A 16,721-nucleotide genomic window follows, 5' to 3' on the forward strand; every position below is an offset into this window, starting at 1 on the left:
GCTGAGAGCGCTCCAGTCGTGCCCACGGCTCGGCCGCACCGGCTCTACGGTGCGAAGCGCCGGCCGTTCGCGACGGGCATGCGCGTCAGGCTTTCTTTCAGGCGGCGAGCGGCGCCTCGGCCGCATCGTCACCGACGGCTTCCGCCACCGCCGCGGGCGGTTCCTCCTCCACCTCGGCCTCGGCCGGCGGCTCGGCCGCCCAGGAGAGATAGGCCGGCGCCCAGCCACGCTCGGCCGCCCGTTCGGCGACCAGGGCGACCAGTTCGTCTTTCTTGCAGGCGCCGGCCCGGCTCTCACCCGCGCCCATTTCGTCCAGCATGTCGAAGAGCTTGGGCTTGGGATGGGCGCCCAGGAACCCGGCGTCCGGCGTCCAGTGCAGGGTGACGTCCGCCGAGCAGAGGGCGGCGATCTCCACCGCCTCGGCCCGGGCCGAGCGCCGCACCGAGGTCGTCCGCTCCTCGCGCAGGTCGAGGCTCAGCGCCACGAGCTCGGCCAGCAGCGCCATCTTCTCGCCGTGCGCCAGGCCGTCGACCCAGCCGATCGGCGAGACCTCGGAAGCTTCCCAGGCCGCGCGCCGTTCGGCGAGGCGTCTGCGGATCTCGCCGTCCAGCGCCTCGATCGGGGACACCCCGACCCGCCCATAGGTCTCGGCGTCGATCGCCAGCGCGCCGCCGCCCTTGGCCCGGTTCTGCCGCAGCACGAGGACCCCGAACAGCCGGGCCACCAAGGCGGTGAGCGCGACCGCCGGGTCGTCGGCCAGCGCCCGGATCAGGGCTCGCGTGGCGGTGTCGGTGCGCACGTCGTGCAGCACATGGTTGACGCCCTCCAGCTCGGGCGTCGGGGCCACAGCCACCGGCACGACACTGATCACGCCGCGGCGCACGATGGCCGTCGGCTCCCGCGCCCCGTCGCCCTCGTCCGCTTCGTCGCTGTCACCCGCGCGCCCGGCCTCGTCGTCCTCGGGCGCCACGACGGGCGCCGGCGGCCCGAAGGCGCGCACGTCCAGGCCGGTGGACCCGTCGGAGAACACCTGCACGAGGCTGATCTCCCGGAAGGGTTCGCCCGCCACCTCGGCGGCGAGCTTGGCCTCAAGCAAGGCGGCGATGGCGCCATCCGCCTCCGGCAGCGAGAGGTCCTGCTCGTGAAGGGTTGCGGCCGCATCCTGCGCGGCGTCCTGGGCCTGGTCCCAGGCCGAGAGCGCCTCGGCGTCCAGGCCCATGCCGTACGCGTCCCCGAACGGCTCCAGCGCCGGGTCGTCGATCTGCGACGGCGCCACCGACACCAGGACCTGCACGGCCTCGGTCCGGAGGCCCGCCGACAGCGCCTCGGCGCGGGCGATCCAGGCGTCCTGCAGGATCTCGGGGTCGAGGATCACATCCGGCCGCTCCCCGAAGAGATCGCTCTCGAGGCGGCCGCCGGCCGCCCCGTAGCGCTCGGCGCCCACCAGCCTGAAGCGGCGGTCGCGCACGGTCACCTGGCCGGCGTCCAGCCTGTCGGTGATCCGCCACTCCTGGAAGCCGAAGCCGTTCAGCACCGCCTCGGCGATCTCGCCCTGCTCCTTCTTGCTGGGCACCCGCGCCATCAGCCGCGCCTGCTTGAGGTTGAGGCGTCCGCTCCGGAGCGCCTCGAGCGCCTTGGGGTGCAATTCGGCGAGCGCCAAGAGCCGGCGCACATCGATCTCGGCGTAGCCCAGGGCGCTCGCGATCACCGCCGACGTCAGCTTGGCCTTCGTCATCTTGCCGATGGCGATGATCACGTCGGCCACATGCACCGGCACCGCGGTGTTGGTCAGCACGATCGCAGCAGCCTGGCGGGCCGGATCGGTCTCCACGAAGGCCGGCACCGGATAGTCCTCGGCGATGCGCCCGGCCTCCAGCAGCAGCTGCAGCGCCAGCCAGCGCCGCCGGCCGTCCAGGGCCATGGCGGGCTTCTCCTTCTTCTTCCCCGGCCGCACGGTCAGCGGCTGCAGCACGCCGGCGGCGAAGATGGTCTCCGCGAGTTCGGGGATTTCGTCGTCCGGCGCCTCACCGAAGCGCATGTTCTCGGGCGCGACGGCGAGGTCGCGGAGCGGAAAGCTCCTCGGCAGGCGTTCGGCAGGTGTCTCGGAGACGGATGGGGCTTCATGAACGGATGGGGTCGTGGCCATGGGGCAGGTCCCGCCCGGCCGCGAGGGACCATCCCTGCGATCCGGGCGCCCCACGCCGCCCTTCCTCGTCCTCCCTCCGCGCCAGATCGTTCCAGTCGCCGGCCCCGACGGGAGGCAGCACCACCTCGGCAAGCACCCCGGCGTTGCGCAGCCGGGCGCACAGGATGCCGGCCGAGCGCTCGCCGTCCGGCCCCCGGTCCCCGGCGATCAGCACGCGACGGACCCCCTGCGGCGCCGACCAGCGCCGCAGGTTGCTGGTCGACAGCAGCGCCCAGCCTGGCAGCCCGAACCGCGCCATCGCCGACAGCGTCGTGAACACGCCCTCGGCCACGAGCATCTCCGCGGCGCGCGGTACGAGACGCACCGCCGCGCCGGCTGGGATCGAACCCACCACCTTGCGCGGCGGCCGGGCCAGGCGGCTGCGTTCGCCGCGCGCATCGAGGTAGGTGACTTCCACGGCGGTGATCGCGCCGTCCGCGTCGCGCACCCCTGCGAGCAGCCCCGCCAACCGCAGGCCGCGATCGGCATAGACCTGCGTTGGAACCGCGCCATGCGCGCGCAGGCCGGACAGCCGCAACGCGCAGAGATCGACCCCGCGCGACCGCCCATAGGCCGCAGCGGGCCCATCAGGCGCAACAGATACCGCCGCTTCCCAAAGCGCCAGGGCGATGCGCTCGCGCTCGGCGCGGCTGCGCTCCGGCCGTGGCGGTCGTGCCGACACCCCGCCGCCGCCCAGCAGCCGGTTGTCCCCATCGATCCAGCCCCGTGCCCGCAGGTCGTCGAGCACCTCGCGCCAATCGGCCGCGCCGAAGCTGTGCACCACGACGCGCCCGTCGATCAGCACCAGCGAAACTGAACGGTCGGTCGCGCCATGCCCCGGCGCCGGCGCCAGGGCGCGCCGCCCGCCGGCGTAGACGTCGCCGCCCAGGGCGCGCGCCAGGGGTATCAGGGACAAGGTCGTTGCGACGGGCATCAAACCCCTCCGCGCTCCAGACCCCCAACCGGGTCACCGGGGCGGCCCTTCCCCTCTGCCCCCGTCCAATCGGACTGCCGCGCCGCCTTTTGTCTGGCCACTCAAAAGTATTTGATCGGCAGGTTTGCTTCCGATTTACGGCAAGAATTGCGAAGAACCGCTCGCCTCTTCATCCTCGCGCCGAAATTCGACTTAGGGAGGTGAATATATCGCCCTTGCCAGCCTGGGTCGTGGCGCGTTGAGTGACGGCCCCGTGACAGTGCCAGGAGCGTGCGCCATGACCCCCGAGCGGCTCGAACCCTTCCGGCAGGCGCTGGTCGACCTGCGACGACGCCTGCGCGACGGCGCGCTTGAGCCCGGCGCGCGGGTGACCGCCAAGGAGGTGGCCGACCAGCTGAAGCTCAGCCACACGCCTGTGCGCGAAGCCCTTTCCCGACTGGCAGGCGAGGGGCTGCTGGAGGATCGCCGTGGCGACGGCTTTTTCGTCCCCGAGCTCTCCGCCGCCGATGTCGCGGTCCTCTATCGCCTCAGCGAGCAGTTCCTCCTGATGTGCCAGGGCGCGGCGCGAAGCCCCACCCCGCCCAGCCGCTCAACACCCGCGACGGAGGAGCAGGACCCGGTCCGCGCCGTCGAGCGTCTTTTCCTGGCCTGGGCGACCGAGTCCGGCAGCCGCGTTATCGTCGACGCCTACCGCACCACGATGCTGCAGCTGGCCCCGGTCCGCCGCCGCGAGGTCCAGCTCATCGACGACCTGGCGCAGGAAGCCCAATCCCTGCAGCGGCTCGCCGACCCGTCGCAGCGCCCCCGCCGGCCGACCGCCATCCAGGACTTCCACCGCCGCCGTGTGGCCCTGGCCGAACCCCTGGCCCAGCTGCTCGCTCCCCAGAATCCCGAGAACGAGTGAGAATATAGTCGAATATACCACGATATAGTTTGAGTATATCCAGCCCGAGGCGCGTCATCGCCTTGTCCGCCAATCCCGGCGGTCATTCACTCGAAAGAGGTCTGCGATGTCCAAGCTGCATCTGCCGACGTCGCGCCTGATCTGCTTCGGCAGCGCGCGCGCCCTGACCAACGCCCCCGTGGGCGAAGACGAGCTCGAGGACGATCCCTTCATCCTCTACAGCTGAGCTGGGTGCTGGCGCCGGGGACACCTGGCGCCAGCCTTCGCCATGAGCACCCCATCCCAAATTTCTGCGCTTCGACGCGACGTCCACGCGGTTGTCATCGGCGATGACGCGGTGTTCCTGGATGTCACCCGCGACCGCTACGCCTGCGTGCCGTCGGCCGCCGGGTGGATGTCGCTGGACGCGGCGCAGCGCGTGCTGGGTGTCGCAGACCCCGCCTTCGCCGAAGAGCTGCGCCAAGCCGACCTGATTGCCGATCACGCGACGCCGCGCGACCTGCCCGACCCGATTGCCGTCGCGACGATCAGCGCGGTGGGCGTAGACTTCGCTCCACCTGGATGGCGCGATGGCGTCAGGGGCTTGCGGGCCACTCTCGATCTCGCACAGGCGTACCATCGGCGGCCGTTGGCTAAGCTGGTTGCGTGGGCCGCCGAGGGCGCGACCCCGGGCGGAAACGACAGGCCGGACGCGCGGATGCTCGACCTCGTCGAGAGCTTTCACAGATGGGCGCCCTTCGCACCGGCGCCCGGCAAGTGCCTACTGCGGTCGTTCATGCTGCTCAGGTTGCTTCGGCGCCACGGGCACGACGCCCGATGGGTCTTTGGCGTGCGCACTTGGCCGTTCCGCGCCCACTGCTGGCTGCAGCGCGGGGACACTGTGCTCGACGACGACGTCGAGGCCCTGGTCGCGTTGACGCCCATCATGGTGGTCTAGTGGCGCCCCGACCGCATTACATCGCCCTCGTGCGTGGTCCCGGCCCCGAGGGCGTCGCACCGTTCGCTGACGCGACGGCGCGGCTTCATCGAGAGAGCGACTGGCTGCAACGGACCACGTCCTCTGAGATGGCGATCTGGACGGCCGGAGGAGGCCTGTCCCTGCACCGGTTGCCGCACGATGCCGGCGTCATCCTGGGCGACCTTCATCCGATGCCGGGCGCTCCGCCGCACCTGTCGCCGCTGATCGCCCGACCTCCGCGGGAGCCGGACGCGTTGGCCGCGGAACTGCTGCGCGCCCATTGGGGGCGGTACGTGGCGATCCTCAGGGGCGGGTCTTCCGAAGCTTCCGTGTTGAGGGACCCCTCCGGCGAGCTCGAATGCTGTGTGTGGACCACACGTGAGGGCGTCGGGGTCATCGCGTCTGACCTGTCCGCGTCGCCGGGCTGGCTACGTCCGCAGCGCCTCGGGCTCCATTGGGAGCGGATTGCCATGTGCTTGGCGGCCCCCGGCGGCGCAACGGCGACCTCCTTGCTCGATGATGTGCGGATTGTCCCGCCAGGCGCCGTCTGCCGGGTGCGCGGCAATGATCCGGGCCGGCTTGCGTGGTCGCCCGCCAACTTCTGCAGTCCCACGCGCCTTGATCGCGAACTCCTGGCGCGCGAACTCCTGGACCGCGTCGATGCTTGTACGGCGGCCAGCGTCGAGAAGTTCGAGCGCCTGCTCGTCGACCTATCCGGCGGGTTGGACTCTTCGATTGTCGCGGGTGCGCTCGGCGAGAGTGGTGCGGTGGCGCGGGTCACGCAGTGGGTGCACCGGCTGGACGACCGACCGGAGGGCGACGAGCGCGCTTATGCCCGCGCCGTGACGGATCGGCTGGACCGACACCTGACGGTCGTGCGCAAGCCGATGACACCGCTGACGCCTGATGACTTCGCCGAACTCGGCTCCAGCTTCTGGCCTGGGATCAACGGCGCCGATGCAGCGCGCGACCGCGACATGGCCGGCCGTCTCGACGCCGGTGGCGCGGACGCCATCGTCTCGGGGCAGGGAGGGGACGCGGTCTTCTACCAGATGCCAACGGCCTGGATCGCGAGCGAAGAGGTACGCCGCCGGGGACCGGCGGCCCTCGGATCGCCGGTGCTCGTCGAGACGGCGCGACGGCTGCACAAGCCCGTGTGGTCGGTCTATCGCGAGGCACGGGCGGGCCTGCAGCGCGGTAGGGGCCTGCCGAAGTCGGCCTCCACGCTCATGAACGCGGATGCGCGCGAGATCGCCGGCCGCGCCGTGCACCCCTGGGAGCACGCGGCGCGGGACCTGCCGCTGGCGCGCCAGTTACAGATTTGTGCGCTCGCAAACATCCACGTGGTTCGCGGCGACTGCCGGCGCCGCAGGCGAGGCGACCTCATCTTTCCGCTCGCCGCCCAGCCGATTATGGAACTCTGCCTGTCGATCCCGGTGGCGGACCTCGCGGCCGGCTCGCAGGACCGGCCCTTCGCACGAAAGGCGTTGGCGGGCCGAATCCCGGATGTGGTCCGACAACGCCGGTCCAAGGGCAGCTTGACCGCCTACTTCTCACGGCTCGTGGCGGCCAGCCGCGAGACCCTCTTGCCCTTTCTGCGCGATGGCTGCCTCGCGGAAGCGGGGCTATTGGACCGTGCGGCGGTGGAACGCGCCTTTGATCCCGGCCACCTGATCCACGCCGGTCGCCCGAACGACGTCCTCAACGCGGCGCCGGTGGAAGCCTGGGTGCGTTACTGGCAGGGTCGTGTGCCGGACTCCGCGAGGGCGTCTCGGTGGTCCTAGTCGGCGCGAGATAGGTGTCCAGGAAGCGGCGGACGCGCACGTAGAGGTCACGGACGTTTCCGGGACTTGAGATGTAGTGACCCTCGCCCCAGTAGGTGACGAGTAGCGCGTCCTTGTTCTGCCGGTATAGCGCAGAGAACATGGCCTCCGATTGGGTGAGAGGCACAGCGCCGTCCTGGTCTCCGTGGGCGAGGAGCAGGGGCGTCGTGATGGCGTCGGCCTGGAGCAGGGGACTGTTCCGGGCATAGCGCTCGGGATCAGACCAGGGTGGAACGCGCATGCGGCCTTGCCCGGATTCCATGCCGCCAGTGACATAGTTGCTGCGCACCCCCTCGTCCTGGAGAGGTCGATGCGGAGCCGGCAGCGACGACCATTTGGCCACCAGATCGGCGTAACCGCCCACGGCCACGGCCGCGCGAAAGCGATCGGTCTGGGTGATCGTCGCCATGACGGTGTAGCCCCCATAGCTGTGCCCCCAGAGGGCCAGGCGGTCGGGATCGAAGGCGCCGACCAACGCGGGATCCCGCGCAGCCTGATCGACGATCGCGAGGATGCGTCCGGCGAGGCCCTTCGTGGGCTCTTCGGGTCTATCGTGTGCGATCGGCCGGGGCAGGCTGGGCGCCAGGACCGCGTACCCCTGGCCCAGGAGCACGCGCGTGTCGCCCTGGAGACCCAGCACAGGCGCCTTGTAGGGCGGCGGGACCCGGTAGTTGTCGCCGGAGTAGACCTTGACGATGAGGGGGGATGGGGGACCCCCGCGCCGCGGCGGAAGGTAAAGCCAGCTTGTCAACGGCTGGCCATCCGGGCCGGGATGACGGATGGCTCGGATATCCGCTGGGTCGGTATCGGCGAGGGCCGTGTTGATCTCGGCCAGCACACGCGATGGGCCATCCTGCCCCAGCCATTCGAGCCGAGCCTCGTGGCCCTGCTGGTCGACGCGGACAACGGCGGCGCGCCCGTCGTCGCTGACCGCCTCGATTGTGACTCCCGGAGGCAGCGCAAGGTCCGCGGCCTGGACCGCAGGTCCGACCCCCCGAAGCCGTCGGTCGCCTCGCGCCGGCGTCGTCGCGACCCAGCCAACGGCGTGCGCCGCTGTCAGCGGACGTCCGTCCCGGGTCTTCAGTGGTGAGGCGGCGAGCACGGCTGGCGGGGCGTCGAGACGCCGCGCTTGGCCACGGGCCGTAACGGACCAGACCTGGCCCTGCACGATGAAACTGAAGCCCCTCTCATCCAGCGACACGAGGCTGGCTGCGGCCGCCGGCAAATCGTGGGTCATGTCGATGGGCCCGCCGCGGTCCCATCGAAACCAGTCAGCGCGGCTCCCGCCCGATCCGCGCTTGCGTCCGATAAAGATCGGGACCTCTCCCATCCAGTCGGCCCGCACGATCTCGGGGCGACCGAGCACGACGGGCGCTACCGTGTCGTCGTCAAGGACGGTCTCGCGCGCGGCCCGGACGTCGAAACGCCGCAGGCGCCCAGCGCTCCAGGGCGTATCACCCTCGCGGCCGAAGAAGAGGAGCTTCGCACCCGCCGGTGACCACGCCATCAGGCTGGGAAGCACGTCGCATGATCCGCATGGCGTGACGATCCCACCGGTCTGCAGGTCTGCGATCTGCAGAGTCTCGACCTGCGGGCTCACGCCCCAGTCGCCCTGCACCGGGCGTCCGAGCCGGGACTGGATGTCCTCACCGAGTGTGCGGAAGGCCACGTGTGCACCGCCGGGTGCAAGCTCGAAATCCACGATCTCGCCTCGCGCCACCACGGTCTTGCGATCGGTTGTGAGATCGATCCGCACCAGTCGCCAGGGGGTTGGGCGTGGCCGAGCGCTGCGATAGGCCCCGCTTCCGACCACGGTGTGTGCGCCACGGCCGGAAGCCGTCGCTGCCCAGAGGCGCGGGAGCGTCTCTGCGGACACCCGGCCGATCCGGTCGCTGGTCGTGAGGGGCGCTGCGCCGCGGTCGACGACGAGCACCTCGGAGTCGGATCGCCACTGTAGGAGGCGGCCGCGATGCGGTTTCGGCAGGCGGACGTCCAGCCAGCGCACCGCGCCCGTCGAGAGCTCCACCACGCCGAGCCGCCAGTCGCCGTCGTGGAACTGGTAGACGGCGAGGCGGTCGCCCGACGGTGCGACAGCGCCGATCAGCTGGCCCGGCGCTTCGCCAGGCAGCAACGGTCGGGCCGGTCCCGCCGCGCCGCGCTTGGCGATGAAGAGCCGGCTCGTCCCGATGGGAGAGCCCTGGTCGTCATCGAACCGAGGCGCGCCCGCGTATGGTTCGCGTTTCTCGAACACCACCCATCGCCCGGAGGGCCCGATGGCGACCGCGCCGAACGACTCCTGTTGCAGCAGGTCCTCGACGGTGAAGGGTCGGGCGCTGGCCGGCGCGTGGGGCGCGCCGGCCAGCAGGACGAGCGCCAGCAAGGCGCTCGCCGTCACGCGCTTCATGACCCGACCTCACCAAGCGCGCGTGATCTGAATGGCCGCGAAGCGGCCGATGGGGTCGGCGTTTGTGGGGTCGTAGCCGATACCCGCGGGGTTGTCGTAGAAGGGCGGCGCCTGGTCGAAGACGTTGCGCACGTTCAGCGTCACCGTCACGCCACGACCGAACCCGTGATCGGGCGCCGCCAGCCGGGCCTGCAGGTCCACGGTGGGCTGCGCCGAGATGCGGGCCCCCAGGACGTCGCGGTAACGATCGACATAGTTGAAGGCGGCGCCCAGCGTCAGGCGTCCGCGCGTCCAGTCCGCCGTCGCGCGGGCGCGTAACTTGACGGGCGATCCCGCCACGCCGACCCGCTCCTGAGCGCCGGACGTGGGCGTGATCCGCTGCTTGAAGTCGGCCAGGTAGCTGCCGTTCAGGCCAAGCGCCACGTCGTCCTCCCCGACCTGGAACCGGTAGGACGCCGTCACGTCCACGCCGCGCACCCGCAGCGTCGTCGTATTCACGTACCGATTGTCCACGATCGCGGCGAAGGCCTCCGGCGGAAACGCCTGCGCTGTGGCCAGCGTGCCGGGGCGCGCGAGCAGTGCGACGATCAGCGCGCGGTCCGACGCGTTCGTCGCCGGTGCGATGTTCTGCACGAAGCTGGTCAGGGCCGGGTCGATGAGGGCCGCGACGGTGTTCTGCTGCACGGGCCGGTCGATGCGGTTACGAAACGCGATGTCGAAGGCGGTGAAGCCGAGGGCGAGGCCTGGGATTGCCGCGGGACGATAGTCCGCGCCGAAGGTCCAGGAGTTCGCCGTTTCAGGCTCGAGGCCGGGATTGCCGCCCCCCAGCACCAGGACGCGCACGCGCGTCCCGTCCGCCTTGTTGAGCTGGATGGAGGACGCCGATTCCGGGTCGTGCACCTCCCGCAGCGCCGGGGCGCGGAACGACCGCCCATAGGTGCCCCGGAGCGTCAGATCCGCGGTCGGACGCCACAAGAGCCCCACCTTGGGATTGGCTGTCGTGCCGACGTCATTGTAGCGCTCGATCCGGCCTGCGAGCGAAACTTCGAGGGCGTCGACACCTGCACGGCGGTTCGCCTCGCCGACGATCGGCACGCGCAGCTCCCCGAACGCCGCGAAGGTCTCTCGGCTGACGTCGGCAGAGATCTGCGCGGTCGGCGCCGCCGTGCTTGCGAAGTTGGTTCCTCCACGAAGCACGGTCTCGCGTCGCGCCTGGCCGCCGATCGCGAGCTTGATGGGGCCGCCCGGGCCCGTGAGCAGCGTGCCATCGGCCTGGCCGCTGGCGACGTACGAACTGATCTTGATGCGGCTGCTCGTGAAGCCTGAGCTGATAAACGCCAGCATGGCCGGACTGTTCGCGCCGGGCCTGCCGCTGAACGGATTGAAATAGCCGTCTCGCGCCACGTTGAAGGAGGTGTCGGGACGGTCCGCGGTCGTACCCAGCGCCTCGCTGAGGTAGAGCGTGTGGAGCAGTCCCGTCGTGTCGGACTCGCTGATCTCCTGCCCGAATCCGAGATAGCCGTCGGCCTGCCAGTCGCCGAACAACGGAGCCTTCGCGCCCAGCGACGCGCCCCAGGTCTCGGCCGATCCGATGTTCAGCGGATTGCCGAGCTCTTCCTGAAGCGAGTAGGCGATCGAATGGGAGGTCGATCCGTTCGGCGACACGAAGAAGGGATTGGATCGGTTGACGCTCAGCGTCGTCACATTGGCGGCCGTGCTTACCGCATACTTTCGGAAGGCATAGCGAACATCGGCGGTGATCTCGACGCCGTGCCCGACCTCCTGGTTCGCCGTCAGGAAGGCGGACTGCAGAACCTGGCGCGGCAGGGTGTCGATGCCGGCCCGGCCGTTCTCCAGGTTGACGGTCCCCAGCTGGAAGTCCGAGGGCCGCAGGCCGACGCCGTTCTGGCCGGCCGGGATCGCCCAGCGCGGCGCCTGGGCGCCGGTGATCGGATCAGGTCCCAGGATGTTGCCGGGGAAGCTGTTCGTCACCCGCCTGTCACTCCCGCCGAGTGGCCGCAGGTCGGCACTGGCGGTGTAGGGACGGTCCTCGGCCCGCAGGGCGTTGCGCTTCTGGTACTCCAGGGCGAGGAACACGCTGCCTGTAGACCAGCGGTGACCGAGCGACTGCGAGAGCTGCAGTTGCAGAGGCTCCCCGTCGGTTCCAATCCCGGCGTAGGCGCGGCTCTCGGCGCCTTCGACATCCTTGCGCAGGATGATGTTCACCACGCCGCCGACCGCGTCGGCGCCGTACAGCGCCGAGGCGCCATCCAGCAGCAGCTCCACCCGCTCGACCGCCGCCGAAGGTATCGACGAGATATCGGCAAAATCGCCGAAGGAGCCTGACCCGGACAGCCGCCGGCCGTTGACCAGGATCAAGGTGGCGTCGGGCCCGAGGCCCCGCAGATTGACGCTCGAGCCGTAGTTTACATTACGGACGATGCGGTCGGAGCCGGTGGTGAGCGTGCCTTCGGATGCGCCGGTGGCGAAGGCCTGTGGCAGAGCGGCGAGCGCCGAGGCGACGGTGGCATGCCCTGAGCGTTCGAGCGCGGCCCTGTCCAGCACCATCAGCGGTGAGGCGCTCTTCGTCGTCCCGCGGATGTGGGTGCCGGTGACCCGCACCTCATCGACCAGCGTGGGCTCGAGCGCCACCGGGTCGGAAATTGACGCCGATCCGCCAACGTCAGCGGCGCTGACTCCGAAAGGGCGACCGTCGCCGGCCTCCTGCGTGCGCGCCGTCACGCGCTCGACCACGATCATCTGGTCGTTCACCCGCCGGGCCCGCAGATCGGTTCCGATGAGCAGGCCGGTCAGCGCCTGCTCCGGCGTCATCTGGCCCTTCACCGGCGGCGCGCTGCGACCCGCCACCACGCCCTTGGAGAACATGATCTGCTGCTTGGTCTGAGTAGCGAGGCTCAGCAGCGCCGGCTCCAGCCCCGCCGCATCGACAGAGACCGCATAGGTCGTCTGCGCCTGGGCGGCGCTGGCGACCAGGACAGCGGCCGTGGCGAGCCAGGCCCACCGGCGACCAACGCGGTACTCGAACGCTTCGAACATGTTTCCCCCGCGACGACCGCGGGCTTTGCGCTACCAAAATGGTCTTGCTTCGGCGCCACGAGGTTCGTCTGCAGGGGTAGAGGGCGGATCCGCCACGAAACCCTCGCGCCGCTGTCAGAAAATCGTCGTCACCCCGGAGAAAGTCGGATTTCGCGGGGTGTTTCGGAGGTGACCCGCAGCCCATAGAGCGAGCGGGCGCCGGCCACGAAGTTGTCCACGTCGCCGGCCACGAACTGACCGCTGACCAGCTCCCCGGCCACCGCCTCGGGCGCTTCCAGCACCACCTTGCGGTCCGAATAGCGATTCACCTCGGCCACCGCCTCGCGCAGCGGCACGCCCGAGAACGTCAGCCGCCCGGTGGTCCAGCTCGCCACGGCGCTGGTGTTGGTGACCGCGGGGCGGGAGACGCCGCGGCGATCGGCGACGACCGCTTGGCCAGGCGTCAATTCCGTCCGCTCGCCGTCGCCGCCCCGCACCTCCACGCGGCCCTGCACGAGCGTCACCCGCACGACGGCGCCGTCGTTGCGGACGTCGAACCGCGTGCCAAGCGCCCGTACGCGCACGCCGTCCGCCACGACCACAAACGGCCGCGAGGCGTCGTGCGCCACATCGAAGAAGGCCTGCCCCCGGTCCAGAACCACCCGCCGCTCGCTGTCCCGGAAATCGACCCGAACCCGGGTGTCGGTGTTGAGCCGCACGCGCGAGCCGTCGGCCAGCACCTCGAGCCGCTGGCCGCCCACCTGGGTCGAATAGGTCGGTTCGTAGTTGCGCCACGCGAAGACCGCACCGCCCGCGACCAAGATGCTGGCCAGCCCGAGCCCGATCGGCGCGAGGACGAAGCGGCGCGACGGCCCCGCCTGACCCGCGCCGACCTTCGCCGGGTACTTCGCCAGCGCCGCCTCGGTCATGGCCGCAATCGCCGGCCGCTCGGCCAGGCCGCCCGCGGCTTCCCAGCCCTGCTTCACCTTCTCGAACGCGGCGGCGTTGGCGGGATCCCGTCGCCAGGCGCGGAACTCATCGAGCTCCCTGGGCGCGATATCCCCGCCGGTCATGACCGTGAACCACTGGGAGGCCTGGGTCCCGCGATCTGCTGACTCGCTCATGGCCTGCCGCCTCAGTCCTGCATCAGGGCCGCACACCTCCGCCGCGCTTCCGTGAGCCGGGCTTCGACGCGCTTCACGGACAGGTTGCAGCGTTGGGCAATCTCCACATTAGAGAGACCACCGAACCGGCTCAAGACAAAGACGTCGCGAATCGGTCCTGGCAACGCCGCAATCATCTGCTCCAACAGGACCGCAACCTCGGCGTCGGGAAGCACCGCAGCCGGCGGCTCATACAGGAACCGCGACTCAGGCCGCCGTCGCACCTCCTCCATCGCCGCACGGATCGCCACCTTGGCGAGGAATGCCCTCGGATTACGGACGTCCGACGCGCCGGCGAGCGTGCGGACGAAGGCCTCTTGGACCAGATCCTCTCCTACGAGTTGACCGAACCGGCGACTGAGAAAGCCCATCAGCCAGGCCCGATCGCGCCGATAGGAACTCTCCAATTGCGACGAGTGGAAGGGTGGTGCGGTGAGCTTCGATGCCGGCATCTCGATCACTCAGGACTTCGATGTTCTCGATTCTGAACTGTCCTGAATGGGTCGTAAATACCGTGGTCGAAAAAGCGGTCAGACCGTCATCTCCTGCAGATGGTGCGGGTCTCGGGAGTGGCGGATGAGGAGGGCCTTTTACGAAAGGTAGGCTCGGCCATTCGTGCATTGAGAAAGTCCGTCAATATAAGCCAGGAGTCGCTGGCTGATGCAGCTGGCATCGATCGATCTCACATGGGCAAGATCGAGCGGGTCGAGCGCAACGTGACGCTCCTCAACCTCGTGAAAATCTCGCGAGCACTTGGTGCCAAGCCGTCGTCAATTTTGTCCGACGCGGGCCTGTAGCTAGGCGATCCGAACCGCCGCACCTGACTCAAAGCCGCCGTTCGGAGGGCCCGCTTCCTGGTGCCACGCCTAACGTCGGCCGCCAAGGGCCAGGCCCCATCGCTCTGGCGGTGTCGAAAACGAGGTTTCCGAGACGGCGCAACGTCCGCTCGTAAGCGTTGCATACGGGCACCGCCCGCTTGCCGCCAACGTTGGTGTGTCAATTCTGCCAGCCTGCAGTTCTCGGGACGTGGAAGTCGAGCCGCCTGCGGCAGGTCGCGATCGCTACTCGTGGTCGCGAAGCTTCCGCAGGATGTCGTCGGCGCGCGGCGAGGACAGGCCGGGCTTCCGCCGGCCGGAGAAGGCGCCCAGGCTGCTTTGCGCGCTCGGCGTCGTCCTATGTAAGAAGATCTGACAGATCTTCATTCCCGGGAAGATCTCCAGCGGGACCTCGCCGACGTTCGCAAGCTCGAGCGTCAGGCAGCCGGAGAAATGGGGGTGCATACCCGCCGCGGTTTCGATCACCAGGCCATGTCGGCCTAGCGACGACTTGCCGGTGACGTAGCCAGAGAGGCCGGCGGGGAGGCGAAGCCATTCGAGCGTCGCGCCAAGCACGAATCGGCCGGGGTGGAGGACATAGGAATCGCCGAAAGGCACGAAGTGTTGGCGCGTGCGCGACATCTCTCCACCCTCGCCGGTGGGCTCATCGAAACCCGCCAGCGACACCGAGTTGGTGCGGGTCTGCTTGAACGACTTGAACCATCGGCCCAAGCGTAGGTCGATCGAGGTCCCGCCACGCTTGCGCAGGTCTTCGACGTCCGGCCGGGGCACGACGGTAAGACGGCCGTCCTGCGGAGCATCCGGATCCAGGGCTTCGGCGATTTCGCTCGCGCTGAGCATCACGCCTCCACCCGAAGCTTGAATTCCGAGACCTCGATGGACTTCAACATGAGCTCACAGAGCATGTCATATTCGGCTAGGTCCGCTTCGGCCGACAGCCCACCCTTGCGGCGTAGATAGCGCCAGCCGGCCGAGACGATCTCGGCGAGCGAGGCGCCGCCGCAATCTGGAATCTGCGATTGAAAGGCCTCGTCGACCTTCGTGGTCGTGGCGGGATCCGGGCGGGCCACGTCCTTGCTCTTCAGGATATCGAATGCGAGGCTCCGCACCTCGGCGACGCTGGCGTCAACTGCCTGGTCGGCGAAGAACAGGATTTCCCCGTCGAGGGACGCGCGAGGCGACGACTCCTGCCAGGACGCGAACAATGTCGCGTCCACGGCGATTTCCAGGACCTTGGCGCCGTCGAGCAGGAAGCGCACCCGGTCGCGGGCCGACGGGTAGCCCGCGGTGCGAACACCGCCGCCGGGCGCCAGGAAGTAGTCGTAGGCGTAGACGTAAGCCTCGCCGAATACGTAGAGGCCGAACTGATCGCAGAACACCTCTTCGAGCTGGCGCATCGCCGAGAACAGGCAGGCGTTCTGTAGATACTCGATGTCGTGACCGAACTTCTTCAGCTCCTCGAGTAGTGCGTCGCGGCGCTCGGGATCGGCGTCGAGCGCCTTGTCGATCCCGAGCAGGGCGACGGGGCTCACCTGTTCCTTCCCGCCATGCGCGCGCCACGCCGAGTGCCCGATCTCATGCCCCGCGAGCGGAATGATCAACGGATTGCCGGACTCCGGCGCGGGACCTCCGACGAGCGCAAAATCGGGCAGAAGGTCGAGCGTCATCGGGTAGGTGAACGGAACGAAGTTCCATTCCGACGAGACGATGAGCCGTGCGTCCGGGTCGACCGCCTGCTGCACGAGCCGCTTGAGCGGGAAGTGCATCTCGAAGGCGTTGCGGACGTTAGTCGATCGCAGGATGAAGCCGAGCACCTCGGTGTAGCTCGACAAGGACCGGTTGGTGTTCTGGCAGACCTCGTCCGCGACGGCGTCCGTGACGCTGTCCGGCATGCGGCGCAGCAGGTTCTGGCGGGTCTCGAAGTAGTCCCGAATGAAGGCCAGCGCTTGGCGCGCGTCGGCGTGCGGGAAGTCGGAAGCTTCGAGTTGCCGGATCTGATCGAGGAACGCGCGGACTCTACGCCGCGCGGACGCCAAGCGCAGTGCTGTCGCCGAGGGCTCGCCAATCGTGGACGACAAACCCGTCCTCCGCCGTGCTGTCCTGAATCAACGCCTGGTGCAGCGCGACGCAGAAACTGGTCAATTCCGCCTGGTCGGCGCTGTCAGCCTGGCTGAGCGCGTCGCTGGTGCGTTGGAGGAACGCCTGGATGTTCTCCAACACGACAGGGTTGTGCGATTCTATAGTCCGGTACAGGCGTTCGAAGGGCAGATAGTAGCCTGGCTCGACGAACCTGAAGGGCGGCGCGTCTGCCGGCGGCCGCGAGGTGCGGCGGAGCGCGTCGGCCAGATGGACCAAGACTGCGGGATCGTGGTCGAGCCCTGCTCCCATCCGATCGAGTTCGATCGCCGCCTGCAGGGCCAGGTCCGCCAGTGCGAAAGTCGAGGGCGCGCGATCGCCCGTCGAAAAACCCGCCATCTT

General features: G+C 69.4%; 13 protein-coding genes. 4 read left to right on the forward strand and 9 right to left on the reverse strand.

Translation table 11 applies throughout. The features are described from left to right. Nucleotides 1-97: 97 nt before the first annotated feature. Together EPO51_RS24830 and EPO51_RS24835 are read right to left on the reverse strand one after the other, a co-directional pair. Nucleotides 98-2,146 carry a ParB/RepB/Spo0J family partition protein gene (locus EPO51_RS24830; protein ID WP_293356264.1) on the reverse strand — a complete coding sequence of 683 codons (2,049 nt, stop codon included), beginning with the start codon at nucleotides 2,144-2,146 and terminating at the stop codon, nucleotides 98-100. Further along, nucleotides 2,121-3,119: a toprim domain-containing protein gene (locus EPO51_RS24835; protein WP_293356267.1), complete on the reverse strand. Its 999-nt coding sequence runs from the start codon at nucleotides 3,117-3,119 to the stop codon at nucleotides 2,121-2,123. Before EPO51_RS24835 ends, EPO51_RS24830 begins: the two co-directional genes overlap by 26 nt. 277 nt (nucleotides 3,120-3,396) lie before the next feature. Here EPO51_RS24835 and EPO51_RS24840 point away from each other — a divergent pair, with 277 nt between their 5' ends. The 3 genes from EPO51_RS24840 to EPO51_RS24850 all read left to right on the forward strand — a co-directional run bounded on the left by EPO51_RS24840 (nucleotide 3,397) and on the right by EPO51_RS24850 (nucleotide 6,765). Beyond that, nucleotides 3,397-4,023 carry a GntR family transcriptional regulator gene (locus EPO51_RS24840; protein ID WP_293356270.1) on the forward strand — a complete coding sequence of 209 codons (627 nt, stop codon included), beginning with the start codon at nucleotides 3,397-3,399 and terminating at the stop codon, nucleotides 4,021-4,023. Nucleotides 4,024-4,291: 268 nt separating this feature from the next. After that, complete coding sequence (locus EPO51_RS24845; protein WP_293356273.1) at nucleotides 4,292-4,960, forward strand: lasso peptide biosynthesis B2 protein; 669 nt, start codon at nucleotides 4,292-4,294, stop codon at nucleotides 4,958-4,960. Nucleotides 4,961-5,088: 128 nt separating this feature from the next. After that, a complete protein-coding gene (locus EPO51_RS24850; RefSeq protein ID WP_293356276.1) occupies nucleotides 5,089-6,765 on the forward strand; it encodes an asparagine synthase C-terminal domain-containing protein in 1,677 nt (558 codons plus the stop codon). On the opposite strand, the gene EPO51_RS24855 is transcribed toward EPO51_RS24850, so the two are convergent. The 4 genes from EPO51_RS24855 to EPO51_RS24870 form a co-directional block, all read right to left on the reverse strand. Further along, nucleotides 6,683-9,208: an alpha/beta hydrolase family protein gene (locus EPO51_RS24855; protein WP_293356279.1), complete on the reverse strand. Its 2,526-nt coding sequence runs from the start codon at nucleotides 9,206-9,208 to the stop codon at nucleotides 6,683-6,685. The two genes, EPO51_RS24850 and EPO51_RS24855, sit on opposite strands and share 83 nt — an antisense overlap. 9 nt (nucleotides 9,209-9,217) lie before the next feature. Continuing rightward, complete coding sequence (locus EPO51_RS24860; RefSeq protein WP_293356282.1) at nucleotides 9,218-12,265, reverse strand: TonB-dependent receptor; 3,048 nt, start codon at nucleotides 12,263-12,265, stop codon at nucleotides 9,218-9,220. Nucleotides 12,266-12,393: 128 nt separating this feature from the next. Then, the gene (locus tag EPO51_RS24865) at nucleotides 12,394-13,368 is read right to left on the reverse strand and encodes a FecR family protein (RefSeq protein WP_293356285.1); all 975 of its coding nucleotides are present in this window, start codon (nucleotides 13,366-13,368) and stop codon (nucleotides 12,394-12,396) included. A gap of 11 nt (nucleotides 13,369-13,379) precedes the next feature. Further along, entirely contained in the window at nucleotides 13,380-13,859 is a 480-nt protein-coding gene (locus EPO51_RS24870) for an RNA polymerase sigma factor (protein WP_293357017.1), read from the reverse strand. A 99-nt stretch (nucleotides 13,860-13,958) separates the two neighbouring features. Between EPO51_RS24870 and EPO51_RS24875 the strand changes: the two genes are divergently transcribed. Further along, nucleotides 13,959-14,204: a helix-turn-helix domain-containing protein gene (locus EPO51_RS24875; RefSeq protein WP_293356288.1), complete on the forward strand. Its 246-nt coding sequence runs from the start codon at nucleotides 13,959-13,961 to the stop codon at nucleotides 14,202-14,204. Nucleotides 14,205-14,468: 264 nt separating this feature from the next. On the opposite strand, the gene dcd is transcribed toward EPO51_RS24875, so the two are convergent. Genes dcd through EPO51_RS24890 form a run of 3 tightly spaced genes read right to left on the reverse strand, consistent with a single transcriptional unit; the run spans nucleotide 14,469 to nucleotide 16,718 of the window. Then, nucleotides 14,469-15,083 carry a dCTP deaminase gene (gene dcd, locus EPO51_RS24880; RefSeq protein WP_293356291.1) on the reverse strand — a complete coding sequence of 205 codons (615 nt, stop codon included), beginning with the start codon at nucleotides 15,081-15,083 and terminating at the stop codon, nucleotides 14,469-14,471. Then, nucleotides 15,083-16,279: a hypothetical protein gene (locus EPO51_RS24885; protein ID WP_293356294.1), complete on the reverse strand. Its 1,197-nt coding sequence runs from the start codon at nucleotides 16,277-16,279 to the stop codon at nucleotides 15,083-15,085. Before EPO51_RS24885 ends, dcd begins: the two co-directional genes overlap by 1 nt. Further along, on the reverse strand, nucleotides 16,260-16,718 hold the full coding sequence (locus tag EPO51_RS24890; RefSeq protein WP_293356297.1) for a hypothetical protein: 459 nt from the start codon (nucleotides 16,716-16,718) through the stop codon (nucleotides 16,260-16,262). The genes EPO51_RS24885 and EPO51_RS24890 overlap by 20 nt, the downstream gene beginning before the upstream one ends. Nucleotides 16,719-16,721: the final 3 nt, after the last annotated feature.

Origin of the sequence: Phenylobacterium sp. (genome assembly GCF_004297125.1) — a bacterium.
In the GTDB taxonomy this organism is placed as follows: domain Bacteria; phylum Pseudomonadota; class Alphaproteobacteria; order Caulobacterales; family Caulobacteraceae; genus Phenylobacterium.

What these genes read in the sequence shown, in the direction of transcription:
- EPO51_RS24830 (WP_293356264.1), bottom strand. Translation starts at nt 2,146, where the DNA reads ATGGCCACGACCCCATCCGTTCATGAAGCCCCATCCGTCTCCGAGACA.
- EPO51_RS24835 (WP_293356267.1), bottom strand. Translation starts at nt 3,119, where the DNA reads ATGCCCGTCGCAACGACCTTGTCCCTGATACCCCTGGCGCGCGCCCTG.
- EPO51_RS24840 (WP_293356270.1), top strand. Translation starts at nt 3,397, where the DNA reads ATGACCCCCGAGCGGCTCGAACCCTTCCGGCAGGCGCTGGTCGACCTG.
- EPO51_RS24845 (WP_293356273.1), top strand. Translation starts at nt 4,292, where the DNA reads ATGAGCACCCCATCCCAAATTTCTGCGCTTCGACGCGACGTCCACGCG.
- EPO51_RS24850 (WP_293356276.1), top strand. Translation starts at nt 5,089, where the DNA reads ATGGCGATCTGGACGGCCGGAGGAGGCCTGTCCCTGCACCGGTTGCCG.
- EPO51_RS24855 (WP_293356279.1), bottom strand. Translation starts at nt 9,208, where the DNA reads ATGAAGCGCGTGACGGCGAGCGCCTTGCTGGCGCTCGTCCTGCTGGCC.
- EPO51_RS24860 (WP_293356282.1), bottom strand. Translation starts at nt 12,265, where the DNA reads ATGTTCGAAGCGTTCGAGTACCGCGTTGGTCGCCGGTGGGCCTGGCTC.
- EPO51_RS24865 (WP_293356285.1), bottom strand. Translation starts at nt 13,368, where the DNA reads ATGAGCGAGTCAGCAGATCGCGGGACCCAGGCCTCCCAGTGGTTCACG.
- EPO51_RS24870 (WP_293357017.1), bottom strand. Translation starts at nt 13,859, where the DNA reads ATGCCGGCATCGAAGCTCACCGCACCACCCTTCCACTCGTCGCAATTG.
- EPO51_RS24875 (WP_293356288.1), top strand. Translation starts at nt 13,959, where the DNA reads ATGGTGCGGGTCTCGGGAGTGGCGGATGAGGAGGGCCTTTTACGAAAG.
- dcd (WP_293356291.1), bottom strand. Translation starts at nt 15,083, where the DNA reads ATGCTCAGCGCGAGCGAAATCGCCGAAGCCCTGGATCCGGATGCTCCG.
- EPO51_RS24890 (WP_293356297.1), bottom strand. Translation starts at nt 16,718, where the DNA reads ATGGCGGGTTTTTCGACGGGCGATCGCGCGCCCTCGACTTTCGCACTG.